This is a genomic window from Acinetobacter dispersus, from assembly GCF_009884975.1.
GTDB classification, from domain to species: domain Bacteria; phylum Pseudomonadota; class Gammaproteobacteria; order Pseudomonadales; family Moraxellaceae; genus Acinetobacter; species Acinetobacter dispersus.
On sequence record NZ_CP041970.1, the window covers coordinates 1269662 to 1294298 of the forward strand.

Here is a 24637-nt window from a genome sequence, read left to right on the forward strand (position 1 = left end):
CCAATATCTATTTGTAAAATGCAATCTACCTGAGTAATCATCAATCATAAAATAGATAGATAAAGTGGAAAAGTATAATATTTTTAATGAATTATCAAAATCCAATTGCATATCAGCGATTGGCTACATCAGAATTTAAAAAGCCGCAGAATGCGGCCTCAACATTCAAACTTCTACCCTATATTTTGCCTGAATCAGCAACATCAGAATCACACATAGTGATGGAATTGCCGCAATCACAAATAAATGTGTGATGACCAGAGATTTAGCCAGATATCCGCCAAATAACGGTCCGATCACTGAACCCAAACGTGCAATGCCAATACTCCAGCCCACACCTGTTGTACGCAATGAAACTGGGTAATAACTTGCAGATAGCGCATTAATCGCAGGCTGCCCACCGACAATAGCGAAGCCAGCAATAAAGATAACCACAAACAGCAAAGTAATATGACTGACTGAATAACCAATCAAGGCAACGCTTACGGCAGCCACCATAAAGACTGGCACTAAAACCTTATAAAAACCAATCTTGTCAATTTTTAAACCCATCACAATACTGCCGATAGTACCGCCTAACTGTAAGGTTGAGCCAACCATCAGCGCCTGATTCAAAGAAAGACCTGACTCTTTCGATAAGGTCGGTAACCAGTTGGCAAGAAAATATAGACTGATCATATTTAGAATACTGATCACCCAGATCGAATAGGTAAAAAAAGCACGCTTATTTTTAAATAACTCCAAAGGCGACTTTTTGATTTTAGGGCCTGCGTTGCCGATTATTTTTGTTGCTGCATTGAGTTGTAATGCAGGATAAAATTTATTCAACCAGAATATAATTGTTTTCTCATTTTTTTTATTTTCATCTAAAAAATATAGAGATTCTGGCAACTTAAACAGCATAATAAAAAAAATGATTAAAGGAATGATGCCCCCAAAATAGAAAATAGCCTGCCATCCACCTATAGGTGTAAGTAAAGCTGAGATAGCACCTCCCAACATGGCGCCGACGGTATAGCCACAAGAAATTACCATCATGGTCAAAATGCGATATTTATTGGGTACAATTTCAGAGCTATAGGCCATAGCATTCGGCATGATTCCGCCTAAGAAAATGCCCGTGATAAAACGTATGACAGCAAGCTGTTCAATATCTGCGACATGCGGTGTCCATAACATCAACACAGAGAAAACCAGCGTAGAAATCAATAAGATCGGACGGCGACCAAAGCGATCTGAGAGTGAACTTAAGACAAAGGATCCAACAAACAATCCAAACAGACTGGCGCTAAACACCACACCCAACATGGTTTTTTCGACACCCCATGCTTCTATAATCATTGGGGCTGCATACGCCATGGCCTGAATATCATAGCCATCCATGATCATCAGTAATAAGCAGGTAAATAGGATAAATTTTTGATACGGCCCTACACGTTGCTGGTCAATCAAATCATTTAATGCAACTTCTTTCATGGTGATTCCTTCTCCATGTTGCTTAGATATTATTTACAACCTATTATTACTTAATTCGTAATTCAATTATATTATTCGTAAATTAAACTTATAACAATATCTTATTTTGTTACTGCAAACACTTTTTAATACTACACATCAATATATTATTTATTTTTAAAGTGAAGCATTCTCAATAAAAAAACCTCAACACACGTTGAGGTTTATATTGCATTTAAGTCTGTAATTCTGTTTAAGTCAGGCTTAAATCTTGAGACTGTTGCTGAATACGCTGTTGTTGCGAAGCACTATAATATTCACCAAACTTGTCGTAGAACGTTTCTCTAAAACAGTAATACAGCATTGCTGTTTTTTCCGGCATCGGAATTAAACGCTGGCTTTCGTAACAAAGATCAGCCACCACTGCTGCATAAGGTTTTACGGTATGGTCTGGCTCACCTACAATTTTTTTCGCTTCAGAATTTTCAAAAATATAAAAGCTTAATAATCGGATGGTGGGTCTTAAAAAACCTTTACCAAAAACTGATTTATCCCCAAAAAGTAAATGCCAGCCCAAGTCATTATCATCACCTTCATAATAACGACCTAAACGATCACGTTTGCCTTCATAAATTTCGGTATACCCAACATCTTTGCCATCTACACCTACAATAAGTAAACGTTGATGGTCATCTGCCAACATTTTGTCAAAATAAACTTGTAGATCGAGTTCTGATTTATTTAATTGCCACTGTGGAATGACATGTGGTTCATGCATCCATTGGTGTAACAAAGGAATATCTTGAGGATATTGTACTTGGCGTAAGTAATATTGAGTGCCGTCTTCATAATATTCAAAATAATCTGGGAGTTTTTGTGACAATGTAAGCATTTAGGAGGTCCTTGCTCTAGGTTTTAGATGATAATGATAATCAATTTTATTAAAACAGGAAGCATTCTTTTTCTTGTTTTTTGTTAATGAATCGCATCTAACAAAATCGCGAACAGCCATTAAATAATCTAAAATTTAACTGCCAGCCACGGTAAAAATTAAGGCAGCGAGCATTGCACCGCACCAGATCTGTACAAAGTATTTTCTTAACAGATAGAAACCCAAGACCTGTAAAAAGAAAGCGGCTGGCAAAATGACAAATAACCAGCTTAGCGGGCCAACAGAACTGCCCTCATGCCAGTAATTCAATCCAAAAGAGCATGCTAAGAATATAAGGGCAGAAAAGGATAATAGCTTTCTACGAGCAGTATTTAGCCAAGCATATTGCAGTTGTTTCTGTCCATATTGACTGAGCATACAAGCTTGTATAAATGCGGAAAAGGCCCAGAAGAGCGCGGCAAAACTCATTTTGGAGCCCCTGCAGGCTGATACTGAGACAGATAAAAATGAATTGCCCCGATATAAAGCATGCCAATCAATAAACATGAGAGATCAACTCCTGCCAGCGACCAGCGTGAATGGGTGATGCTCTGCCACAAAGACGCCTCAGGCACCATCACAAAACTACTCAGAGGGATCAAGAATAGAACCGCAACGGTCGCTGTCAGTAAAAGTATTACAGTAGCTCGGGTACTCAATACCAGACTGATCAGCAAACTCAACAGCCATGTGAGATAAAACACTGAGACTTCATAACTCCCCCTTGGTTCAAATGCTGCAGGTAACAGTCGCCCTGCCAATAAGTAACTGGCACAGGCAAGAGGCAACCCTAGGAAAGTAAAACAGTTGAGATGCTGTATTAGCTTGTAGCTGAAACGATACTGCTCCTTAAGCCTTTTTTTCTGCCATAGCAATGCGCCTGCGGCCAACATGACACAACCGACCACCCCCATAATCGCCAAGATAAAACGTATCCAATTCGATGCAAAATACCCCAGATGAATACCATATGAAGATGATGCCAACTGTGCGATCGCACTGAGATTTCGAGGTTGAGCCAATAGTTCAACCGTATTAGCAGAAAAAATATACTGGGGTGTATTTAAGGTAATAATGTTTTTATAGTTATATTCAAACGTAATCATCGCCTCGGCTGTATTCGGTTTCTGCACTTCAAATTTATCTAAGATCGCCCCTGATTCGGTCGTCTCTGGTATTTTTTTAATAAAACTTTCAATAGGTTGCATGATTGCTGCTGAAGATTGTGATTGCTTTGGCTTTGCCAACTCCAGAAATTGCATTTCATTATAAAATTGCGGAATTCCAGCTTTACCATACTGTTGTGATAAACCCCAAGGTAAAACCAGATAAAATAGAATCAATAAGCCTGTAAAAGCCATCATCAAATAAAAAGGAAAAGTAATCACGCCCGTAATATGATGCAAATCAAGTAAAGATCTCTGGCCCTTAAAAGCCCTAAACACAAAAAACTCTTTTATAATTTTTTTATGGGTGATTACGCCAGTGATTAAACTAATCAATAAGATTAGAGAGACTATTGCAACAATAGAACTACCTATCTTGCTTGGCAGTGGATACAGGGTATAGTGCAGCTTAAAGAAGAAATCCCCTGCTAAGGTGTTTCGAACAGGTTCTAGTAATTTCCCTGTGTTTGGATCTTGCAGCTTTTGATACTTACCATCCTGATCTTGCCACTCCAACACGTTGACTGGCATACGTTCATTCGCTACCGTCACACGCCAGCGTTTCGCATCAGGAGCAGTTTGCTTTAAATAATTAAAAGCTATTTGCGCTGAGTGTTGGGTTGAGGGGATTTTTTCAGTTTGGCTAAGTACTTCAGGTTGAGCCCAAACATTAATTTCTGTCCGAAAATAAGCGATTGAACCTGTTAAGAAAATAAAAAAGATGACCCACAACACGATAATGCCAAACCAGCTATGTAAAATGGCTTGGATTTGACGAAAATTCATTTTAAGTCACTCCCCATACGTTGAGTAACCAATAGCCTGCAAGTAAGCATATACCGACAATATTTATTGTCCAAAACCACCGTTTAGAAATGATTGCACTCGTAAAAACAACGTAGAAGATAAAAAAGATAAAACTAATAAAAACGGCAAGATAAACATTTTCAGCTTTGGGAAAAGGCAACCATTCAGCCAAAACCAGACTCAGCCATGCGCTATAACAATAGGCTGCAAAACAGATAAAAAACACTCTGCGATAAGTAAAGTTAAATTTTTCTTGTTTTTCTAACTGACCCATCGGTTTCACCCTAAATATCGAAAGCTCATATAGAAAGGAAGAAATATCTTTTTTAAATTATAAATATTTCTTCCTCGTTTACATTAGCAGCTAAATATTAGTAGCTGATCGTGTAGCTTAGACCATAGGTACGGCCTTCAGCTGGGATTGCCAATAATGGGTTCCCGTTCGATACTGCAGCTTGCTGTGCAAATACAGTATTGTATTGAAGTCCCCAAACGTTATATACACCAAAATCTACACGACCTTTCCATGCAGGGACATGTCCCAACACATCCATGGTGGCATAGCCCTTAATTTTTGCTGCAGTATTCGCATCAGCTTTCACGGCAGCCTGAAATGCTTTATCTGAACTTGCAGCCGCTGCTGCGACTAATTCGCGATCATCATTATAGGCCTTGTTTGTCCCTTTAATTGCTTGCATTTGGACACGAACACCATAACCCTCATCATTGTCCCATTCAGCAAAAAGCGTTCCTTTCATTGGTGAAACTGCAAATGAATTTAGCTCATGCCACTTATTTGCCGCATCTTTATACTGCCCACTGGTATAACCTAAAGTGCCACCCACCTTATAGTTATCCATGAATGGATAACTAATCGTAGCTTCTGCACCATAGACACGTTGATCCGTATCTACGATTTTAGCTGCTCGGTTATTAAACTGCACTGTCTTATCAGAGGTGTTATAGAAACCAGTTAAACCAAGATTTAATCCATCATCTTGATTTAAACGCCAACCTAGCTCATAACTATTTACAGTAATCGGCTGAAGGTTTGAGGTTGAAACTGTATAAGTCGATACATCACGCAGCATACGTTGTACGTCTGGGAAGCTGAAACCCTGAGAAAAATTAGCATACACTTGCTGTGCGTCACTAAGTTTATAAACAGCACCTAGGTTAAATAATGGTTTATCATCGTGCGTTGAACCAGCAGGAACTGCTACTGACTCTCTGCTAGGAATATAGGCATCTGTTTCCGCTTGAATATATTGATAACGAATACCAGCTTGAATGTTCAATTGATCACTAACAGCATAATCACCTTGAACAAATGTACCAATATTTTGAACTTCTGTATTAGGACCATATCCCTTACGTACACCTGTAGGTGTATAAACTAAATAAGGGTATTTTGTCGCAAGAATATCAATATATTGCTCGTCTTTTTCCCAGTCGTAATCAAGACCATAAGTTAATTTTAGATCTCTGTCTGCAACATTAAAGTCTGATTGCATAGTTGAGCGTAAACCTGCAACCTTAATTTCCGATTGAGACTGGTTCACAGAGGTTACGGCTTTTGTTGTTAAACCATATGGGAAAAATCTTGCTTTCTCATTACGGTAATAAGCTTCAACATTCAGTACTTGGCCTAAGAAATCTTGGTTTTGATACTGTGAATTTATAGCATAACGTTCTGTAAATAAGTGATCACTCAGCTTCAAGCCTTTAATTGCTTTATAGCTAGGCTCACTCATATCATTACTTGTGCCTGTTGTAGGCAAATATGAATAATCTGGACCGTAATCCGTATCTTGTTTATCTTTATAGTATTGAGCACCAAAACTTAAGCTTTGTTTATCCGTTAAATTGAAATTCAGCCGCCCATTCACATCAATGGTATCAGTGTCCATGGTACTACCTTGCCAAGGACTTAAAGAAATTCGGTTACCGTCACCATCAAACTGCGAACCACGACTTGTAAAATTAGCGCCTAAAAAGCCATCTACATTACCTTTATTAAAGGAAACTGACTGTCCAACCTCATACGCTAAACCATCTCCACGAAATGTATCTGATGAGGTAATTCCGACTTTGCTTTCAAAGCTTAAAGGTTTTGAAGTATCGGCACGTTTGGTGATGATATTGATAATGCCGCCAGTTGCGCCTGAACCATAAATACTGGTTGCCCCAGAGATAATTTCAATACGCTCAATCATGCTTGGGCTAATACTATTCAGCTGACGAGAAACATCTCGAGAACCTGTTTGAGAAACGCCGTCAATCATCACCAAAACATTACGACCACGCATCGTTTGACCATAATTACTAGTTGTACCGCTGCTTGGAGCAAGTGAAGGAACAAGCTGCGCTAAGACATCTGCAACTTTACGTCCAGCCGTTGCCTGTTGTGCGATTTGCGTACGATCAATCGTCTGAACAGTCCCTGCAATTTCTGAAATATTCTTTGGTGTTCGGGTCGCAGTTACAACTATCTTTTCTAACTGAGCAACAGGTTTCTGTGATGATTCTGTGGTTACAGTAGCCTCTCCCGACACAGTTTCTGCATATGCTTGCTGCGCAAACATGGCCATGACAGCAAGACAACATGGTGTCATTTTAAACAGTACTTGTTTTGCCCTAAACTCATTATTGACTTTCATTTTCTCGTTTCTCCAGAGCCCTAATATCACTCAAAAAATATCCAAAAGGCAGGCCATCATACTAAATTTAAATATTAATGAGAATGATTTTTATTAAAAATAGTATTCATCTATCCTTTCATGTAAAAAGAAATTGTCTTTCTTGTTTTTTTCTTCTCGTTCAATGAGCTGAAACTGCTCCAAATAGGCATGAGCAACGTCTAATTTGAGAACAAACACCCCATCAGCATCAGCAATTAACAAGTCACCTGATTGCACCGTACATCCATTGATATAGATATCGGCATTTAGCTCTACAAGACTTTCTCCTTCGTTCCGAGTGGTTAAGCAACTAACCGCATGCGCAAAAATAGGTAACTTCAGTTTTAATAAAGCCTGACGATCTGTGATTGCTCCGAGTACAACGACTCCAGCCAGACCGCAATGAATTGCAGCAACACTTCTTTGCTCCCCCCAACATGCGCGTTGCAAATCATGTCGCGCATCAATCAACAGTACTTCATTGGGCTGACAGCTCATTAGAACCTGTCTTAATTTGCTTGCATTTGTTGATTCAAGCCGTGCTGTCCTTACAATGCCTACCACCTGCTGTTCAGGTGACATGGGAAAAACATGTGGGATATGACCTAAATCTAAAACATGGCCAATTGTAGAGCTTGCAATCTCTTTATAAGCATCGACCAGTAACGCTAAATTATCGATTTGATTCATAAGCTCATCTCTTTGATTTGTTTTGGCTGTAACGGGCAATTTCGACATAGCTCTTGCCCTGCTTCTTCAAGCTGAAAATAGAAACAGCACTTTTGTCGCATATAAGTTTTTAATTCTGGATGCCAATTTCTCCAAAGCTTTGCAAACGGATTTTCCTGTAAATTAAAACTTTGTGCTGATTTCGCGCTCAACCATTCTTGTTGCTTTAATAGTCGTTGCTGCATTTCTTTACTTAAATTCTGCTGTTGCAAAGCTCGGTAAAATTGCACGACTCGTACAGCAGCATTTTCCCAAAGCAATACATAAGAAACACGGCCAACTTTGGCAAATTGTGAAAACAATACGCTTAATTGGTTCAACATGAACTCAATATCATGGAAAGACAAAACCTGAAAAGATGAATAAGCCGAATCAATCAGTTGTAAAGTTCTATCCCAATACCAGTTGTTAGTTAATTCAACCGCTAATGTTGAACTTTGCCATTGAACAAAGGGCAACGCTGCAGCCTGACAATATAAGGAAGGTAATATCCAAAGGGTTGACCAATATTTAACAAACAGTGATGTCGCACACCTTAAGTTTTTGGCATGAATACGTGTCGCAAAATTTTGCAGTGTGTTTTTACAAACCTCATCATCCAGCAAATCAACCAATGTTGTTGTACCTATTGGGAAATTGGATATTTCCAGTTTTAGATTTTGCTGTAAAACTGAGAAAGTAGTGACTAACTCTGCTTGAACATCACGACACATATTCATATTTACTTTTACTGACCCAAAACGTGCCAAAGTGGATTTTGGGTTTGCCCTATTCCAGAAGGCATACTCCCGATGCGGGTATCCTGTTCAAGCAAAGGTCGCAGTAACTGTTTATAAGGCCATTGCGGCGACTCAAATAGTAAAAGCTGTAACTGAACCCGAATTTCTTCTGCAAAATTGAGATTTTCCAGTTGATGTTGCAACTCGGCTGCCAGCACTTGCCAAACTTGTGTTGCTGCAATTTTATAATGGCTGACCAAAGTATCGATAATGCAAGCTAAGTTGACTTGTATCCCCAGAGTCTGGATATAAAACAGTAGCTCTTCGACTGAATCATGGTAAAGCGTATTTCTAAAATCATGTGGACTTAAATAATCTGGATCATCCAAACCATTGTGAAGAACCCAAGGTAAGTAAATACGTAATGAATCATGATCTCTGAACATCAAACCATCGAACTGACCATTTTTAAGGACGAGACACAGATTCTGCCCATGAATTTCGCCCATAAGACCTAGACGAAATAAGCGTAAATTGACCTCAAAAAAGCATGAACATAGCTGCGCAAACTGATTCAGCACATTTTCCGCATTGGTTTCTCGTTTCTGTAATTGCAGAATATATTCAAAAATCGCAGGTTGTCCTGGAATAATGTGTCCTAGACTTGCCATAGGAATAAGTTGATAAGGATCCTGCAACAATTCAAATGGAATATGACGGCGTTGTGCAGCCAGATGTGTTGGTTTTTCCACAAATAACCACTCATTATCCGCTGTTCTATCTTGCTGTTTTTCAGGCAAATAAGACCACCATTGCGTCTCTTCACATAGCCACAATTTTTGCTTTAAAACGGGATCTTTTTGCTGCGCTTGTAACAATAACTTCTGGTTCTTTTCTCCATTAATCATTTTCACGATTGGCAGAAACCGAAGTGATCCCAAGGCCTTAATCCCGATGGGCAGTTTTAAACTCTCTTGTGGAATATCCTCCGATAACAGACTACGCATCGAAGCACTGGCATACATGCCTTTAGATATGAAGTTTAAAGGCTGGCAAATCCCTGCTGCAACATCCTCTGCATAGAATTGCTGAAATAGATGTTGGTATTGCCATGGATGTACTGGCATTGCGATATGCGTTTCACTCAAACCACGTTGAAACATTTCCTGTTTTAACTGATGCCGCTCAGTACGATTGATAAAAATCTGGCTTGGCTGCTGGGTAAAGATATCCTCCACACCAGCACCAAACATCATTTTGTCTTTATGTACTGCAACCCAGTGAATACAAAGTTCTTGTGCAAATTCAGGACAATATTGTAGATATTCCTGTTGACTTAATCCCTCCTTAAGTTTCGCCAAGGGATGATAAGGTCTGTCTCTATAGCCCGCATATTGTTCTAAAATTCGAAATACTCGTGCAGAACTTTGATCAAGTAAATCGTGCGCCTCAACTTGGTGTTGCGGCAACAAACTATATTGCTTTAAACATTGCTTGATTTGCGCTGAAAACTTTTCAAGTTTCTCAGTCTGACAATGTTGAAACACCACCGTGGCTTGTAAATATTCAAACAGTTCAAATAATTCAATTGAATGAACTTGACTCTGATCACTGCTTCGTTCAACCAGTAAAACCTCTGAATCAGTAACAATACTCCAAGGTTGAGCAATTCCCTTCTTGACCTCAAAAATAGTCAACCGCTGCAAATTTTGCTCAGGCAGTAGTACAAAGTAGTGCTGTTCAAGTGCTACCTTATAATGCTGTTTTAAGTCTAAACCGAACACATCAAATTCAGATTGTGCTGTTTTAAAATCAACAATAAATGACGCTGGAATGAGTGATTCAACCAATAAAGCATTGATAAAATCTTGTAAAATTGTTCTGTCTACTAACTGATAGACAGGTTGAAGTGCATTCATAAATAACCTCACTTCACCTGTGCTTTGAAAGGTGCCAAAGGATTATCCACGAATTTGATCTGCATACTACGATCACCGAATAAGCGACGTTTGGTCAGAGACTCAATCCGGAGTTTCTCGGCAAATACATCAAAAATCTGGTATCGCGCATTGTGTTCAGGATGTTGTAATTGATAGTCTTGAATGACTTCTGCTGCCCATTTCCAGAAATCTTGTTCTGCAACGTCACTGTTTTGATTAAGGAAAATTGCAATATCCGTCAAAGCAACAAAGAACAAACAAGCGCAGCTAAAATCGCGAATACCGTCTAAATCATCCGTTAAAATAAAAGACATACTGTTGGTTTTAGCGTGTTCTGGCGGTAACTGATCCAGCTCAGGTGCCAACTCAGGATGAGCCAAATGTGCTGGACTGTAACGTACGCCATCATGGAAATCTTTTAATAAAATACGCGTTGGCCAACCTTGCTGATGCACCAAAATGATATTTTGACCATGTGATTCAGTTGCAATGCCTTCTGCAAAAAGCAAATGGATCAACGGAGTAACCACAACTTTCAGAAGCTGACGTGTCCATTGTTCAACGCCGTATTGTTGTAACCACGGTGCAATTAACGCCTGACCATCTTTTTGGATATGACTGACACCATTCAATGGAATTGCATCTTCACCATGACGTAAATATTGGTGCACACTTTCACGCCATAAACAGCCGATCGTGCCATACGCCTGATGCGCATGTGAAGCTGGCAAGCGAGTAAAATCAACGCTCAAGCCATATACTTCACGTAGAACAGCAAAATCTAATTGTTTTGCAGTTTCGTTCTGTTCAATCAAACGTTGCAGCCAGTCTGTAATAATTGGCCCATTCATGACCGTATGTTTTGCCAAGACTCTTGAGCTAGACGTATTGGTCAAACTCATCGAAAGTTTGATATATGGTTTTTCTGGGTGCTGCAAATTAGTGACCGTGCGTAAGGACTGCTGAGCCAAATAACGATCCTGACTTTGCCCTAAATAAATAATTTTCTTGTCTACAATTTCTTCTGCAAAAATTGAAATTAAATGATTTTCCCACTGCCAAGGATGTACAGGAATCCAAATATACTGCGATGTATCTACACCCTGCTTTTTAAGCTGTTGCTGAAATTGGATTAAATCCTGCGTGTTGATCTGCTTCTTAAAGAATTCCTTGGTCTCAATACTGTTAGAATGATTTTCAGCAGTGATATCTTTGTGTACGGCCAACCATACCAAAGCGATAGGCTGAGCAAATTCAACGCCGTAACGAACATTGTCTTGTAAACTAAAACCTACACGAGACTTATAACAAGGATGATATGGATGACCATCCATCAAGTACGACTCTAAAACATCGTATGGATATTGAATTGCCGGCAATGCATAGTTTTCAAAACAAACTTGAGACTGTAAGTCATGAATATAGGTACGTTTTAACTCAAAAATGAAATCTTCAACTTTTGCTGCCTCAGGAATAGAGCGCAAGACTTCATCAATAACCTGATTTAAACGTGCAGGTTGCAGATTGCCCTGTTCATCTAGGCGTAAAACATCTTGATGACGATCAAGGCGGACCATTTTGTAACTGTATTTTCGCTGACCTGGTGCAATATATCGAATCGTTTGTTGTTGACGATCTCGTACCTCTATGTTGAAGTTTTTCTCATCAAAATCAGCCGATATAATTTCTTCAAAAATGAGTGCTTGAAGTAATTGTTTAATGACTCTTTGCTCTACTTGCTTCGCTTGCTCAGGTTGTGGTTTCTGCCATGCTTGAAAAGTATTTTGAACAATATGCGTATTTGATAGAACTGGATGTAATTGTCCCATAATAATAATCCTATTTATTTAATTCATTGGTTTTGTGCTGGTCTGGAAAACGCCATGCATAAGGCAAAGCGCACAATATAAGGACAGTACAAAAGATAAAGATTTCCTGAGTCGCCCTAAAGGAATCCGTATGTGTATGGACACTGGTTTGAAAAATATCTTGGCGTAATTGCAAATATAAAGCTGCCAGTACAACGGCAACCGCAGCAAAAAGCCGACGAAATAGATTGTTCAATGCAGCGGCCTGAGTCACCAAGTGCTGCTGTTGCTGGCGTAAGCTGTTGAGACCCGCTGTTGTAGAAGGCATATATGACAGGCCCATGCCAAGTCCATGCAGCAACATACAAAAAATGATGAACCATACATTTTGCACGGGTGCCCATGCCAATAAAGCAAATGACAACGCGGTAATCACAATACCTAAACTCATGAGTTTGGCTGCGCCATAACGATCTAAATATTTGCCAGCGGGTTGACTACATAAACCAGTAACCAGAGCACTGCTCATCAGTGCAAAACCCGTCCAAAGTGGGCTGAGCTTTAGGCCATGTTGAATCCATAAAGGAATCAGCAACATACCGATAAACAAGCCAACTGTTTGAACAACACAAATAATTAGACTGAATCGAAACCCTTGTGTTGAAAAAAGTGCTGGTTCAATTAATGGACTAGTTTGACGTTTTTGGCTTGTTAAAAATTGCCAAAATGTTAACCCCGCTATTGTCAGGAAAAGCCAATACACTGGTTGGTATAAGTCTTCCAAATGATGAATCTGGCTTAATGTTCCCAAAAGCAGAACAATACTTACACCAAGATAAATAAAACCCACCCAATCAAAGGACTGACTGGTATTTGCTTTTTCTTTAGGTAGGTAAAGATATCCAAGTACCAATGCAATCAAAGCGATTGGTAAATTAATAAAGAATAACGCTTGCCAATTGAGCCAGACTAAAACCAGTGCACCTAACATTGGACCAACTGCTAATGTCAACATAATCATGGCTCCCCATAATCCTGTTGCACTGCCTCTTTGCTCGCTTGGTGTTACTGAAAAAATTAAGCTCAACGACAATGGAATCATCAGTCCACTACAAAAACCTTGTAAAGCTCTAGCAACAAGGACCGACTCAAATTGATTAAACAAACCGCCAATTGCAGATGCCAAAGCAAAACACAATAAGGCGATTAAATAGGTTTGTCGTTTACCGAAACGCTGACTGAAATAACCAGCGAGTGGCAAACTAATGCTCATTGCTAATAAAAATGCAACGACCACCCAGCTTGCCCAAATCTCCCCAATCTGGAAATACTGCATCAGTTGGGGAATAGCAGGATTGAAACTACTGTTATTTAAGCTAACAGTACCGGTCCCTAACATTACCGTCAGCAAGACATAACGCTGTAATCCGATTTGTGCGGATTGAGCTGCTGATACAGAAGACTGCTCCATACATATTTCCTCTGTACAACCTAGTCGATATGTTCTGAGAGTTTTAACTGTGAATAAAAACCCGTAGAGATAGGTCTAAGTTGTCCAGATTTATGAACAGCACGAGATAAGCCTGAATCAGCCAGTTGGGCGTGATTTCGACTTGATTGATCTAGATGAGATTGATCAGAAGTACCAAACTGCTGATAAGACTGAGCATGATCAAGTCTAAATAACTCTTTACTCAGCAGTTGATTGGCAATCGTCGCTGCTCTATATGCTCCCAACCCCAAGTCTGGAGTGCCCACGCCATGATGGAAAACTTCCATATTCTGTAAGAAGATTCGCCCATCACCCTGATAATTCACTTCAAAATTAGCACTCACTTGCCAACGTTCTGCTCGATCAAGTGGAATCATGGATTGTATATTTTGTAAGAAAGCAGGTTTAGGATAGCGATAGCCCGTTGCCGCAATCACACAATCTGCATCAACGAGATAATTCTCATCTTGCTGACTATGATTGAAGTGCAATCGGACTTTTTGATTTTCTAAAACTTCGGCGTGCTGTAATTGATGATGCCCTGCTAGCATTACATCTGTAGCATGACCACCAATACTGCGATGATATAAACGTTCATAAATATCACGAATCGTCTTGCTACTGATTCCTTTATATAAATTCGCCTGCTGAACAGGTAATTCAGCTTTCAACGACGGCGGCAAGTGATAGAAGTAATGCATATAATCAGGACTAAAATGCTCTAACCCCAAAGGTGTATTTTCCATAGGGAAAAATCCAGCAGAACGCGTTAACCAGTGCAAATTAAAGTCTGGTATTGCCTGCTTTTGTGCATACTGTCGATCAAATAAATCTAGAAAAATTTCCGCTGCCGACTGACCAGAACCAATCAGGACTACATTTCCTTTTAGCTTCTCAGGACAATTTTTTAGATATTCAGCAGAATGCAAACACTGTGTAGTTTTAGAATAGACTTGCTGTAGGCTTTCAGGCAAATGCGGTACTGTACCTATACCCAATACAAGCTGACGCGCTCGGTGAGTTTGCTGCTCACCGTTTGATAATATTACAACCTCAAAACCACCTTTGATCGCCTGCACATCAAGAACTTGACTACCAAATTGAATATTGCCGAGTTGCTGCACAACCCACTGACAATAGTGGTTATACTCTTGCCGCGGAATAAATAAATTTTCACGGAAGTAAAATTTATATAGCCGCTGATGATGCTTCAAATAATTAAGAAAACTATAGGGACTGGTTGGTTCGACCAAACTCACCAGATCCGCCATAAATGGTACTTGTAGCAAGGCATTGGGTAATTGCATCCCCGCATGCCAATCGAAATTCTGTTTCTGTTCAAAAAATTGATATTTAAGATCACTTTTGCCTTGCAGCAAACTGGCAAGACTTAAATTAAAGGGACCAAGCCCCACACCAATAAAATCAAGCATAACTCACATCCTTCTGCTCTACGAACAGCGGATTTTGCAGCTGAACATACACAGACTGGTGTTCAACAGGTGCAATTAGCTCATCAAGCTCATGCAAGCGAGTGAGTAAGTTTCCTTTATACGGCAAAGTTTCATTAAACAATAAACCCTGTAACAAGGTACTATCAGGATATTGCTGCAATAAATCTTGCAAGAAACCTTTCAGGTGCTCTAATAGTTCATCTTCAGTAATAGAACCTGTTGCACCAATGGCATTGATGATTCCAAACAAGGTATTGCCAAAGAAATAATAGCTAAAACGTTCATCTACAAAGTCTTTTGGACCCACAGCAAAGGCTTTTTCTTTAAGCTCAGGCAATACTTGTAAAATTTCAGTGGCGAACTCTTCAATATAATAAAACCCTTGGTTGTCACGTAACCACAAGGTTTTTGGGAAATGATCTTCCAGTTCTAGCAATACATTCTGTTGATGTGATTCAAATGCCATACCGTAACGATGATAGAGATGCATTAAAGGTTGCAAGCTCACTTCAAGGAAGCGATTGAACCAATCTAAGGCAATTTCTGAAAGATTTGTCTCATGATTCGTTTTTGCAATTTTTGCAAATAGTGCATTAAATCGATTTAAAGCTTTATTTGGATGATCTTGGCACAACGACGCAATACAAGTTACCTGCTGCTGTGGATGGAATGGTTGATCTCTGAAAATACAAATACTTTCGTTTACCACTTCGCCATCAATTTTTAAAGCCATCCACGCTGGATCATTGACTGCTTTTAAACTTGGACATTGCTTTAAAATATTCTGACCAAATTCACTATGCCATAAACGATGTGTAAGTTCTCCACGATGGCATTCTTTCTCCAAATTCACACGAATTGAATTGGTAATCATCACAGATAATGAAGGCTTCACCATCCATGGTGCGCTAAAACTCGCCAATGTTCGAATAGACGTTGTCGGTGAAAATTGCCAACCCCGTAAACCCAAATCAAGCAATTGTCCTGTTTGCTTTAAACGCTCAAACCACGGTTTGCTTTGTAAATAACGTGCCTGCCAAGGGTGTAAAGGCAGTAATTTATATTCGGCATGGGTTTTTAATAGGTTGAGATCATTTTCAGACAAATACCACTGTAAAGCTGTCTTCAGCTGAGCGGAAATGCTCTCATCTGTAGCACTACCTTCCGAAATATAATCTTGATGTACAAACCAATAATGGAGTTGGGTCTGCCCTTTATGCTCAGGTGAAAATTTTAACCAGTCCTCATGAACAAAACCTGTTCTACTTTTTGGCGCTGGGTGCATACTGTGCCCAAGAACTAAAGCTTGCTCTGTTTCTATAAAATTCTGACCTGCTTTTACAAGATCATCAAAATCGGCTTCACGCTGTATTAAAAATTGCTGTAATGCATCACGACTTTGAATCCACTTCTCAACCAAAGATGCCGCATCTAATGGTTCAGAGGATTCACAAACTAATTCTTCAAGTAATAACCCAACAATTGCAACTGGGCTGAATGGCTTGATTTGACCTTGGATAACAATTTGAGGGAGATCAGCTAAGCGATGTCGTCCGACTCGACTGACGTAGGATAAAGGGAAATTACATTGTGCTTGTATAGACTGGATAGGAATTGATAACAGCGTCAAACCTTGGCTAAACGCTTGTTGTTGGGGACTCTGCTGATTTTTATTTAGCAAGTTACCTTTGCCTGTTTCTTGCGTATATGCATTGACGAAATGTTGTATCGCCAACCGATTGGCAAGTGATTGCATCAGACTGTATCCTATTATCGAGAGAGTTAAATTTATTTTTCGGAATGTTTTGGCCACAAACATGTCTTAACCACAAAACACTTATGATTAAGATAAAACTAATGATAATTATTATCATTTAAGATTTCAATTCCATAAAAGAACCTGAAAAAGATGACCTAATCCGTTGAATTAATTTGCTTTAGAGATCAATAGCGTTTAAGAAAGATACAAAAAGATAATAATAATTCTCATTAAATAAAATGATCGTTCCTTCGATGACAATTGCTTTTGTAGATTTATAAAAACTAAAGATAACAATTACTTATAAAAAATGATACGCAAGCCCCTGTTTTAATCTAAAAGATCAAAGAAACCTGCACCCAGCAATTTAGCAAGTTCCTGAGGGTCAAGGCCAATATCTAATCCCCTCTTTCCACCGCTCACATAAATTTTATCAAATGTCGCCGCCGTTGAATCAATGACTGTCTTCAGGCGTTTCTTTTGCCCTAGTGGGCTGATCCCTCCAACCAAATACCCAGTTAAACGTTCGGCATCTTTAGGATTTGCCATTTGTAGTTTCTTGCACCCGACTGCAGCCGCAACTTTTTTTAGATTGAGTTGATGATTTACAGGCAAAATTGCAATGAAATAATTTTTTTCGTCTGTCACCATCAAGGTTTTGAAGACTTCTTCAACATTTAAGTTCAACTTTTCTGCAGCTTCTAGCCCAAAACTTTTTGCATTAACATCATGTTCGTATTCATGAATTGAGAATGCTATTTTATTTTTTTCCAATAGTTTACAAGCTGGTGTCATATCTATTCAGTATTTTTGATGTCGGAATAAAAGTGGGATAAGTGTAACATTTAAAAATTAAAGATTAAATTTGCTTAGGCTATTTTAGATATAATTCTATTCTTGATAATTACTCAAACAACCTCATATATTGGCTAAAGGTGAAACATACAGGCTCAATTCCTATATGAGTTATAAGCATAATAATTTAATGGCCATGCGTCAGAATTATTGGGATGATGAATCATCCACGACCATTCAAGCTGAAAAGCAGTTTCTAAGAGAAATATTGGTCGCTGAAGGTATTTTCAAAGATGCGACTTTAGACGACACCAAGTATTTTTTCTTTACACTCCCCAGTATTATTATTGTCAAAGCTTATTCCGTTGGCTTTCATCATAGTGAAGTTAAACGAATGTTAGTGAAGCATATACATAGTAATAGAGCAGCGTTGATACGGAAATCTTCACTCAAAATTCAGTTTAAAATTTAGGACAGATGTATAGCAAATATCAAGTAAATGTGAAATCTTTACTTAGGCTATTTTTATACAACTGCTCTATTGCACAAATTTAGACTGATAATTCAAGAGATTGAACTATTTTAATACGTTCAAAAGCTGTAATATTCGCTACAATTCAAGTCTCGGCTTTCAACTCTCCGGTTTCAGCATAGGATTTTTCTTTCATGTCAGATCAGAACGATAAGCTTAAGAATCTAAAAACCTCGTCGGTGGATCGTCGCTTATCTATTGCAAAAGCTTCTTTACTTGCTGGAACTCGTTGGGCGACTGCAAATGCCACGTCTCTTTTCTCAAGCGAAGAAGAAAAAGAGAAGAAACGTAAAAAAGCCATGGCTGAACAAGCACATTATTTAGTTTCTGAAATTGGGAAATTAAAAGGTTCAATCGTCAAGATTGGCCAAATGATGGCTTTATACGGTGAGCACTTCTTGCCTGAAGAAATTACTCAAGCCCTAAATACACTCAATAATCAGACGGTTGCATTGGCTTGGCCTGCTATCAAAGCACATTTACAAGAACAGTTAGGCTCTAAATTAGATGAGCTCACAATTGATCATGAGCCAATTGGCACAGCTTCACTTGCTCAAGTGCATCGCGCAACACGTAAATCTGATGGTTTAGAGCTAGTTCTTAAGATTCAATATCCAGGTGTTGCTGAAGCAATTGATTCAGACATGAATCTATTCAAGAATATGTTGAAATTGACACGTATGGTGCCACAAACGCGCGAATTTGATCAGTGGTTTGATGAGGTCCGTGAAATGATGCATCGTGAAGTCGATTATGGCATTGAAGCTGCGACCACACGACGTTTTGCTGAACGTTTAAAAGATGATCCACGTTATATCGTGCCTCAGATTGTTGACGAATTTTGTGCTGAAAAAATTCTTTGTATGACCTTTGAGCGCGGTGTTCCAGTCAATAGTCCAGTGATGCTCTCTCTTCCACAAGAACGCCGCAACCAGTTGGGTGAAGCATCTTTAGAGATTGCAGTACGCGAATTGTTTGAATGGGGCGAAATGCAGACCGATCCGAACTTTGGTAATTACCTCGTTCGTTTAGGTGATGGCAATGAAGTAAAAGACAAAATTGTTTTACTCGACTTTGGTGCAATTCGCCAGTTTGATAACAATTTACTGTCCGTGGCTCGTAACTTGATTCATGCAGGTTATGACCATGACAAAAATGCAATGGTTAAAGCCATGACGGGCTATGAATTTTTTGATGGCATGCCAGAAAGTGTTAAACCTGGTATGGCGGATGTATTCTTGATAGCTACAGAAGCATTTAGCTGCCCAAGCAATAATCCAGATATGCCTGCGGGTATTATGGATGATCAAGATCGGTATGACTGGAAAAAAAGCCAATTGCATAGCCGTGTAATGCAACAGGCAGGACAATCCATGGCTTCTCGCTATTTTTCGGTTCCACCAAAAGAGTTTATGTTCATTAGCCGTAAATTCATTGGTGCTTATACCTTCATGACTGTGATTGATGCAAAAACCAATGTCCGCAAAATGATTCCTCAATTTGCTTGATACAGCGTAAATCTTTTTTAAAAGACCTGCCCAATTTAATTGTGCAGGTCTTTTTATTTCTATATGAGGCTAATTGATCAATTAAAGACTTTCCAAAAACAATATACCGCGCTTAAGCACAAGGCTCTGGTATTGTTTTAATTTCATAAGGTAAGCCGACATAATTTTCGGCTAAGGTCGTCTTACCTGCAGTAGACCCAAGAATGTAGCTTAGCTCAGCCTGTTTAATTTTATGCTCAAACTCCGTTTCGGTTTCAAAACGATGTAACAAGTGCGTCATCCACCACGAAAAACGTTCAGCCTTCCAAACTCGCTGTAAGCACTTTTCTGAATATTCGTTAATGCCCTGATCTGAACCTTCAACAAAATATTGAATCAATGCAATTGAGAGATAAGCAATATCAGAGGCGGCAAGATTCAATCCTTTTGCACCAGTCGGTGGAACAATATGTGCTGCATCACCTGCCAAAAATAACTTTCCGAATCGCATGGGTTCAGTGACGAAACTACGCAACGGTGCAATACTTTTTTCGATAGATGCACCTGTTATTAGGTTATCTCGACTTTCAGCATCTAGACGCGATTTAAGTTCCTCCCAAAATCTTTCATCTGACCAATCCTCGACCCGATCTGTCAATGGCACCTGTAAATAATAACGGCTACGGGTTTCTGAACGCATACTACACAATGCAAAACCACGTTCTGACTGTACATAAATCAACTCATCGGCAACAGGTGGTACATCGGCCAATATGCCTAACCAGCCAAATGGATAGACTTTCTCAAAGGTTTTAATCTGGTCTTCTGGAACACTGGCACGACACACACCATGATAACCATCACAACCTGCAATAAAGTCACAATTAATTTGCAATACCTGTCCTTGATATTCGAAATAAACCTGAGGTCGTTCATAAAAATCTTTGACCTGTACATTTTCCGCTTCATAGAACGATGTCAGTTGTGCCGCTTCACGAGCTGCCATTAAATCTTTAGTGACTTCGGTTTGTCCATACACAGTGACTTGTTTACCACCTGTGAGTGCAGACAAATCAACACGGTGTTTCTGCCCATTGGTTAATATTTCAATTCCTGAATGCGGTAATCCTTTCTCTTTTAAATGTTGATCTACACCAGCCTGTTTGAGTAAATCAACCGATACCTGCTCTAGTATTCCTGCACGGATACGTGAAGCCACATAATCAGCACTGCGTTGCTCAATAATGATGTGTTCAATGCCAGCTTTATATAGCAATTGACCTAGTAATAAACCCGCTGGGCCAGAACCGATAATTGCAACTTGTGTCTTTAAAATATCCATCACGTCATCCTTGTTATATGTCCTGACTTTTAAACTACTGCTTTTAAGTTTTGTATACGATGTATTCAAATCAAAAATAACCGTTTATCATTCTACTTGTCCGAATAGCGGACAAAACATGCAAAATAACAAGGAAGGAAGGATGTCCTCTACCGATGCTTTTTTAGAGCACCCAAGTTCACACGAACGTATTCGTCAGGAAGACTATATTGCAGGTTTAGCCAAAGGTCTGGCTCTACTTGAAGCTTTTGGAATTGATCGTCAACGTTTGAACGTTACTCAAGTGGCTGAACGTACTGGCATTAGCCGAACAGCAGCACGTAGACATTTAAAAACTTTAAAATACTTAGGCTATTTGGAAACAGATGAGCATTATTTTTGGCTAACCCATCGCGTGTTACGTCTTTCTAGCTCTTATCTAAGTTCTGCCCATCTACCTAAAATCGCCCAATCTTTTCTGAATCTTTTGTGTGCCCAAACCTCTTTAACCTTTTCTTTGGTGGTCTTGGATGACAATGAAGTAGTCCCGATTGCCCGTAGCTATCTTCCTCAACACGACAATTTGCGGGTCAGTCCTTATGGCATGCATTTAGGCAATCGCCTACCTGCACATGCCACCTCGACAGGAAAGGTTTTATTGGCAGCGCTACCTGAACAGGCTCAACACGATTGGGTCAAAAGTTATGGCTTAAAGCGCTTAACCCCTTTTACGATTATCGATGAAGATACGTTTATAGACGTGCTGAAAAGCATCTCATTTTCGGACTATTGTCTATCAAAAGAAGAACATGAGCTCGGCGTGATTGCGATTGCAGTTCCTGTGCTGAATGCACAAGGTAAAGCCATTGCGGCGCTTAACTGTATGTCGCAAACCAATCGTGTACAAGAAGATTATTTAGTCCAGCAAATTTTGCCTTTGCTGCGTAATACTGCTAATGAGCTACGCAATGTAATATAAAAATCAAATCCTTAGGCCCCTTCTTTCTTTACTCATAAAAATCCCAATCAAGTTTTTTGGGAATCATCAATCTTGTCTAAATATTACTCATACATCAAATAAAGCCTTTTTAAGCAAAATGGGAAAGCGTCCATTTTTAGTAAAAAAATCCCCAAGCTAGATTTAAATAAATATCAGCTGCTTAGCATTCTCTTTTTTTAAAATATCAATCTTTGCTCAAATTCCATGCATAAAAAAAATTGACAGAAATTTTAAAACATAATACATATAGTTTTATATGTTATATTTTAAAACCTAAAGACAAGGAACGACAGATGTCTAAAATTCAACTAAAACATTTTATTAACGGCGAATATGTAGTAGCACAAGGAACGGATTATTTCGATCTGGTTAGTCCAGTAACAGGCCAAGTTTATGCTGCATCACCCAATGCAACGGATGCAGAAGTAGATGCCGCTTATGCAGCAGCAAAACAGGCTTTTAAAATCTGGGGTCGCAGTACTCCCGCTGTTCGTCAAAAGGCTTTACTTGATTTAGCAGATGCGGTTGAAGCAAATGCAGAACGTTTAATCGAAGCACAAAGCCGTAATACGGGACAATTAAAGCATTTGATCGCCTCTGAAGAAGTGGCAATTTGTGCAAATCAGATTCGTTTCTTTGCGGGTGCGGCTCGCCTACTCAATGGCTCATCAACAGGTGAATATTTAGAAGGTTTGACCTCAAGTATCCGTCGTGAACCTGTCGGTGTAGTCGGTCAAGTAACGCCTTGGAATTATCCGTTAATGATGGCGGTCTGGAAAATCGCGCCTGCTTTGGCAGCTGGTAATACTGTGGTTTTGAAACCAAGCGACACTACACCTGAAAGTACCCTGCTTCTGGCAGAAATTGCAGCGCCATTTTTCCCTAAAGGTGCTTTCAATGTGGTATTAGGTCGTGCTGATGTAGGTTCTAAAGTGGTGTCACACAAGACCCCTGCACTGGTTTCTATTACGGGTTCAGTTCGTGCTGGTTTGCAAGTTGCTGCTTCTGCTGCAGCGAACTTAGCCAAAGCGCACCTCGAATTAGGCGGGAAAGCACCAGTCTTGGTCTTTGCAGATGCTGATATTGATAAAGCAGTTGAAATGATTGCCTTAACTGGCTTCTTTAATGCAGGTCAAGACTGTACCGCAGCAACACGTGTCATCGTAGAAGAATCTGTGCATGATGAATTTTTAGCAAAACTGGTGACAGCTGCAAAAAATACGCGTTTTGGTGAACCTGATGACGAAGATGCACTCTATGGCCCATTAAACAACGCCAATCAATTAAAAAATGTACAGACATTTATTCAAAAGCTCCCTGCTCACGCCAAAGTTGAAACAGGTGGAAAGCATGCTGATCGCCCAGGATTCTATTTTGAAGCAACCGTAATCAGCGGTCTACAACAACAGGATGAAGCCATTCAAAACGAGATTTTTGGACCAGTGATTACTGTACAAAAATTTAAAAATGAAGATGATGCTGTGGAAAAAGCCAATGATGTTGAATATGGCCTTGCTTCAAGTGTCTGGACTACCAACCACGCCCGTGCGACTCGCCTCTCTCGTGAACTCGATTTCGGCACAGTTTGGATCAACACACATATCCCATTAGCGGCAGAAATGCCCCATGGTGGTTTCAAAAAATCAGGATATGGAAAAGATCTATCTGGTTATGGATTCGAAGAATACACGCGTATCAAGCATGTCATGAGCTCAAATGAATAATAAAAATAGATATAAATAGGAGCATAGAATGAATTCTCAGGAAGCCAAACGCTTTGTTAGCAAGGCCCATCATGTATTATTTAATTTACATGATCCCCGTGCTTTAGATCGTTATTTTTCTCAAGACTTTATCGAACATTCACCGCTGGTTGCTGATGGTCTGGCAGGACTTCGCCAACTGATTCAGGATTGTCCCAACATCAAGCACGAACCGTTTCGCGTACTTGGTGATGGTGATTTAGTTGCAATTCATGGCCGTTTTCTTGGACTGGATGAAACACCTTTGGTTGGATTCGATATTTACCGCGTCAAAGATGACAAAATCGTCGAACACTGGGATGGACTTGTTGCCGAAGCTCAGCCAAATATCAGTGGCCGTACACAACTTGATGGACCCACACTCGTTGATAGCAATACCGATATCGAAACAAACCGCAGAATTATTCAATCCTTTTTTCAAAAAGCTTTGATTGATGGAGAATACGAGACTTTTAGAGCCTTTACTGAAGGTGATCAATTCTTGCAACATAGTCCAGATATTGGTGATGGTGTAAACTCGGTTATTGATTTCTTGAACAAAATCCGTAATCAAGGAGAAGGTTTGGTATACTCCAAAACACACCGAACCATTGCCGATGGTCAGTTTGTATTGACTCATTCTGAAGGCAGCATCGCAGGAAATCGACACGCCTATTTTGAATTATGGCGTCTTGAAAACGGTAAAATTGCCGAGCTCTGGGATGCCATACCTGCTGTTCCAGAGGATGAAATGGCAATTCACAATTTTGGCGTGTTTTAATCCCTGATCCGTATCATTAAGCGAAGTCCTTAAACTTA

20 protein-coding genes are annotated in these 24637 nt (G+C 39.5%); 5 read left to right on the top strand and 15 right to left on the bottom strand.

Translation table 11 applies throughout. The annotated features are described in order from the left end of the window. Window positions 1–165: 165 nt before the first annotated feature. The 14 genes from FPL17_RS05745 to ybaK all read right to left on the bottom strand — a co-directional run bounded on the left by FPL17_RS05745 (window position 166) and on the right by ybaK (window position 17736). The gene (locus FPL17_RS05745) at window positions 166–1476 is read right to left on the bottom strand and encodes an MFS transporter (RefSeq protein WP_159883882.1); all 1311 of its coding nucleotides are present in this window, start codon (window positions 1474–1476) and stop codon (window positions 166–168) included. Window positions 1477–1708: 232 nt separating this feature from the next. Beyond that, entirely contained in the window at window positions 1709–2347 is a 639-nt protein-coding gene (locus tag FPL17_RS05750; RefSeq protein ID WP_159883884.1) for a GNAT family N-acetyltransferase, read from the bottom strand. A gap of 135 nt (window positions 2348–2482) precedes the next feature. Next, entirely contained in the window at window positions 2483–2815 is a 333-nt protein-coding gene (locus FPL17_RS05755; protein WP_159883886.1) for a hypothetical protein, read from the bottom strand. Beyond that, a complete protein-coding gene (locus tag FPL17_RS05760) occupies window positions 2812–4338 on the bottom strand; it encodes a PepSY-associated TM helix domain-containing protein (protein WP_159883888.1) in 1527 nt (508 codons plus the stop codon). The genes FPL17_RS05755 and FPL17_RS05760 overlap by 4 nt, the downstream gene beginning before the upstream one ends. A gap of 1 nt (window position 4339) precedes the next feature. After that, window positions 4340–4633, bottom strand: coding sequence for a hypothetical protein (locus FPL17_RS05765; RefSeq protein ID WP_151716757.1), 294 nt, complete (start codon window positions 4631–4633; stop codon window positions 4340–4342). A gap of 97 nt (window positions 4634–4730) precedes the next feature. Beyond that, a complete protein-coding gene (locus tag FPL17_RS05770; RefSeq protein WP_159883890.1) occupies window positions 4731–7019 on the bottom strand; it encodes a TonB-dependent receptor in 2289 nt (762 codons plus the stop codon). A 93-nt stretch (window positions 7020–7112) separates the two neighbouring features. Then, window positions 7113–7730, bottom strand: coding sequence for an RraA family protein (locus FPL17_RS05775; protein WP_032857670.1), 618 nt, complete (start codon window positions 7728–7730; stop codon window positions 7113–7115). After that, the gene (locus tag FPL17_RS05780) at window positions 7727–8488 is read right to left on the bottom strand and encodes a (2Fe-2S)-binding protein (protein WP_159883892.1); all 762 of its coding nucleotides are present in this window, start codon (window positions 8486–8488) and stop codon (window positions 7727–7729) included. The genes FPL17_RS05775 and FPL17_RS05780 overlap by 4 nt, the downstream gene beginning before the upstream one ends. 8 nt (window positions 8489–8496) lie before the next feature. Continuing rightward, window positions 8497–10407: an IucA/IucC family protein gene (locus FPL17_RS05785; RefSeq protein WP_159883893.1), complete on the bottom strand. Its 1911-nt coding sequence runs from the start codon at window positions 10405–10407 to the stop codon at window positions 8497–8499. Between the two features lie 8 nt (window positions 10408–10415). Then, a complete protein-coding gene (locus FPL17_RS05790; RefSeq protein ID WP_159883895.1) occupies window positions 10416–12257 on the bottom strand; it encodes an IucA/IucC family protein in 1842 nt (613 codons plus the stop codon). Window positions 12258–12267: 10 nt separating this feature from the next. Then, window positions 12268–13707 (bottom strand): DHA2 family efflux MFS transporter permease subunit, encoded by a 1440-nt coding sequence (locus tag FPL17_RS05795; protein ID WP_159883897.1) that lies wholly within the window; start codon window positions 13705–13707, stop codon window positions 12268–12270. A 20-nt stretch (window positions 13708–13727) separates the two neighbouring features. Next, window positions 13728–15161, bottom strand: a complete 1434-nt coding sequence (locus FPL17_RS05800; RefSeq protein WP_159883899.1) for a lysine N(6)-hydroxylase/L-ornithine N(5)-oxygenase family protein — start codon at window positions 15159–15161, stop codon at window positions 13728–13730. Continuing rightward, window positions 15154–16938 (bottom strand): IucA/IucC family protein, encoded by a 1785-nt coding sequence (locus FPL17_RS05805; RefSeq protein WP_159883901.1) that lies wholly within the window; start codon window positions 16936–16938, stop codon window positions 15154–15156. The genes FPL17_RS05800 and FPL17_RS05805 overlap by 8 nt, the downstream gene beginning before the upstream one ends. Before the next feature lie 333 nt (window positions 16939–17271). Beyond that, window positions 17272–17736, bottom strand: coding sequence for a Cys-tRNA(Pro) deacylase (gene ybaK, locus FPL17_RS05810; RefSeq protein WP_005188825.1), 465 nt, complete (start codon window positions 17734–17736; stop codon window positions 17272–17274). A gap of 166 nt (window positions 17737–17902) precedes the next feature. Between ybaK and FPL17_RS05815 the strand changes: the two genes are divergently transcribed. Further along, complete coding sequence (locus tag FPL17_RS05815; protein ID WP_005188827.1) at window positions 17903–18208, top strand: hypothetical protein; 306 nt, start codon at window positions 17903–17905, stop codon at window positions 18206–18208. A gap of 194 nt (window positions 18209–18402) precedes the next feature. Next, window positions 18403–19776: an ABC1 kinase family protein gene (locus FPL17_RS05820; protein WP_151716766.1), complete on the top strand. Its 1374-nt coding sequence runs from the start codon at window positions 18403–18405 to the stop codon at window positions 19774–19776. 112 nt (window positions 19777–19888) lie between these two features. On the opposite strand, the gene pobA is transcribed toward FPL17_RS05820, so the two are convergent. Beyond that, window positions 19889–21097, bottom strand: coding sequence for a 4-hydroxybenzoate 3-monooxygenase (pobA, locus tag FPL17_RS05825; RefSeq protein WP_159883903.1), 1209 nt, complete (start codon window positions 21095–21097; stop codon window positions 19889–19891). A gap of 142 nt (window positions 21098–21239) precedes the next feature. On the opposite strand from pobA, the gene pobR reads away from it, so the two are divergent. The 3 genes from pobR to FPL17_RS05840 all read left to right on the top strand — a co-directional run bounded on the left by pobR (window position 21240) and on the right by FPL17_RS05840 (window position 24599). Further along, window positions 21240–22055, top strand: coding sequence for an IclR family transcriptional regulator PobR (gene pobR, locus FPL17_RS05830; RefSeq protein WP_069579810.1), 816 nt, complete (start codon window positions 21240–21242; stop codon window positions 22053–22055). Between the two features lie 314 nt (window positions 22056–22369). Continuing rightward, window positions 22370–23800 (top strand): gamma-aminobutyraldehyde dehydrogenase, encoded by a 1431-nt coding sequence (locus tag FPL17_RS05835; protein WP_159883905.1) that lies wholly within the window; start codon window positions 22370–22372, stop codon window positions 23798–23800. A 28-nt stretch (window positions 23801–23828) separates the two neighbouring features. Continuing rightward, window positions 23829–24599, top strand: coding sequence for a nuclear transport factor 2 family protein (locus FPL17_RS05840; RefSeq protein WP_159883907.1), 771 nt, complete (start codon window positions 23829–23831; stop codon window positions 24597–24599). The last annotated feature ends 38 nt before the right edge of the window (window positions 24600–24637 follow it).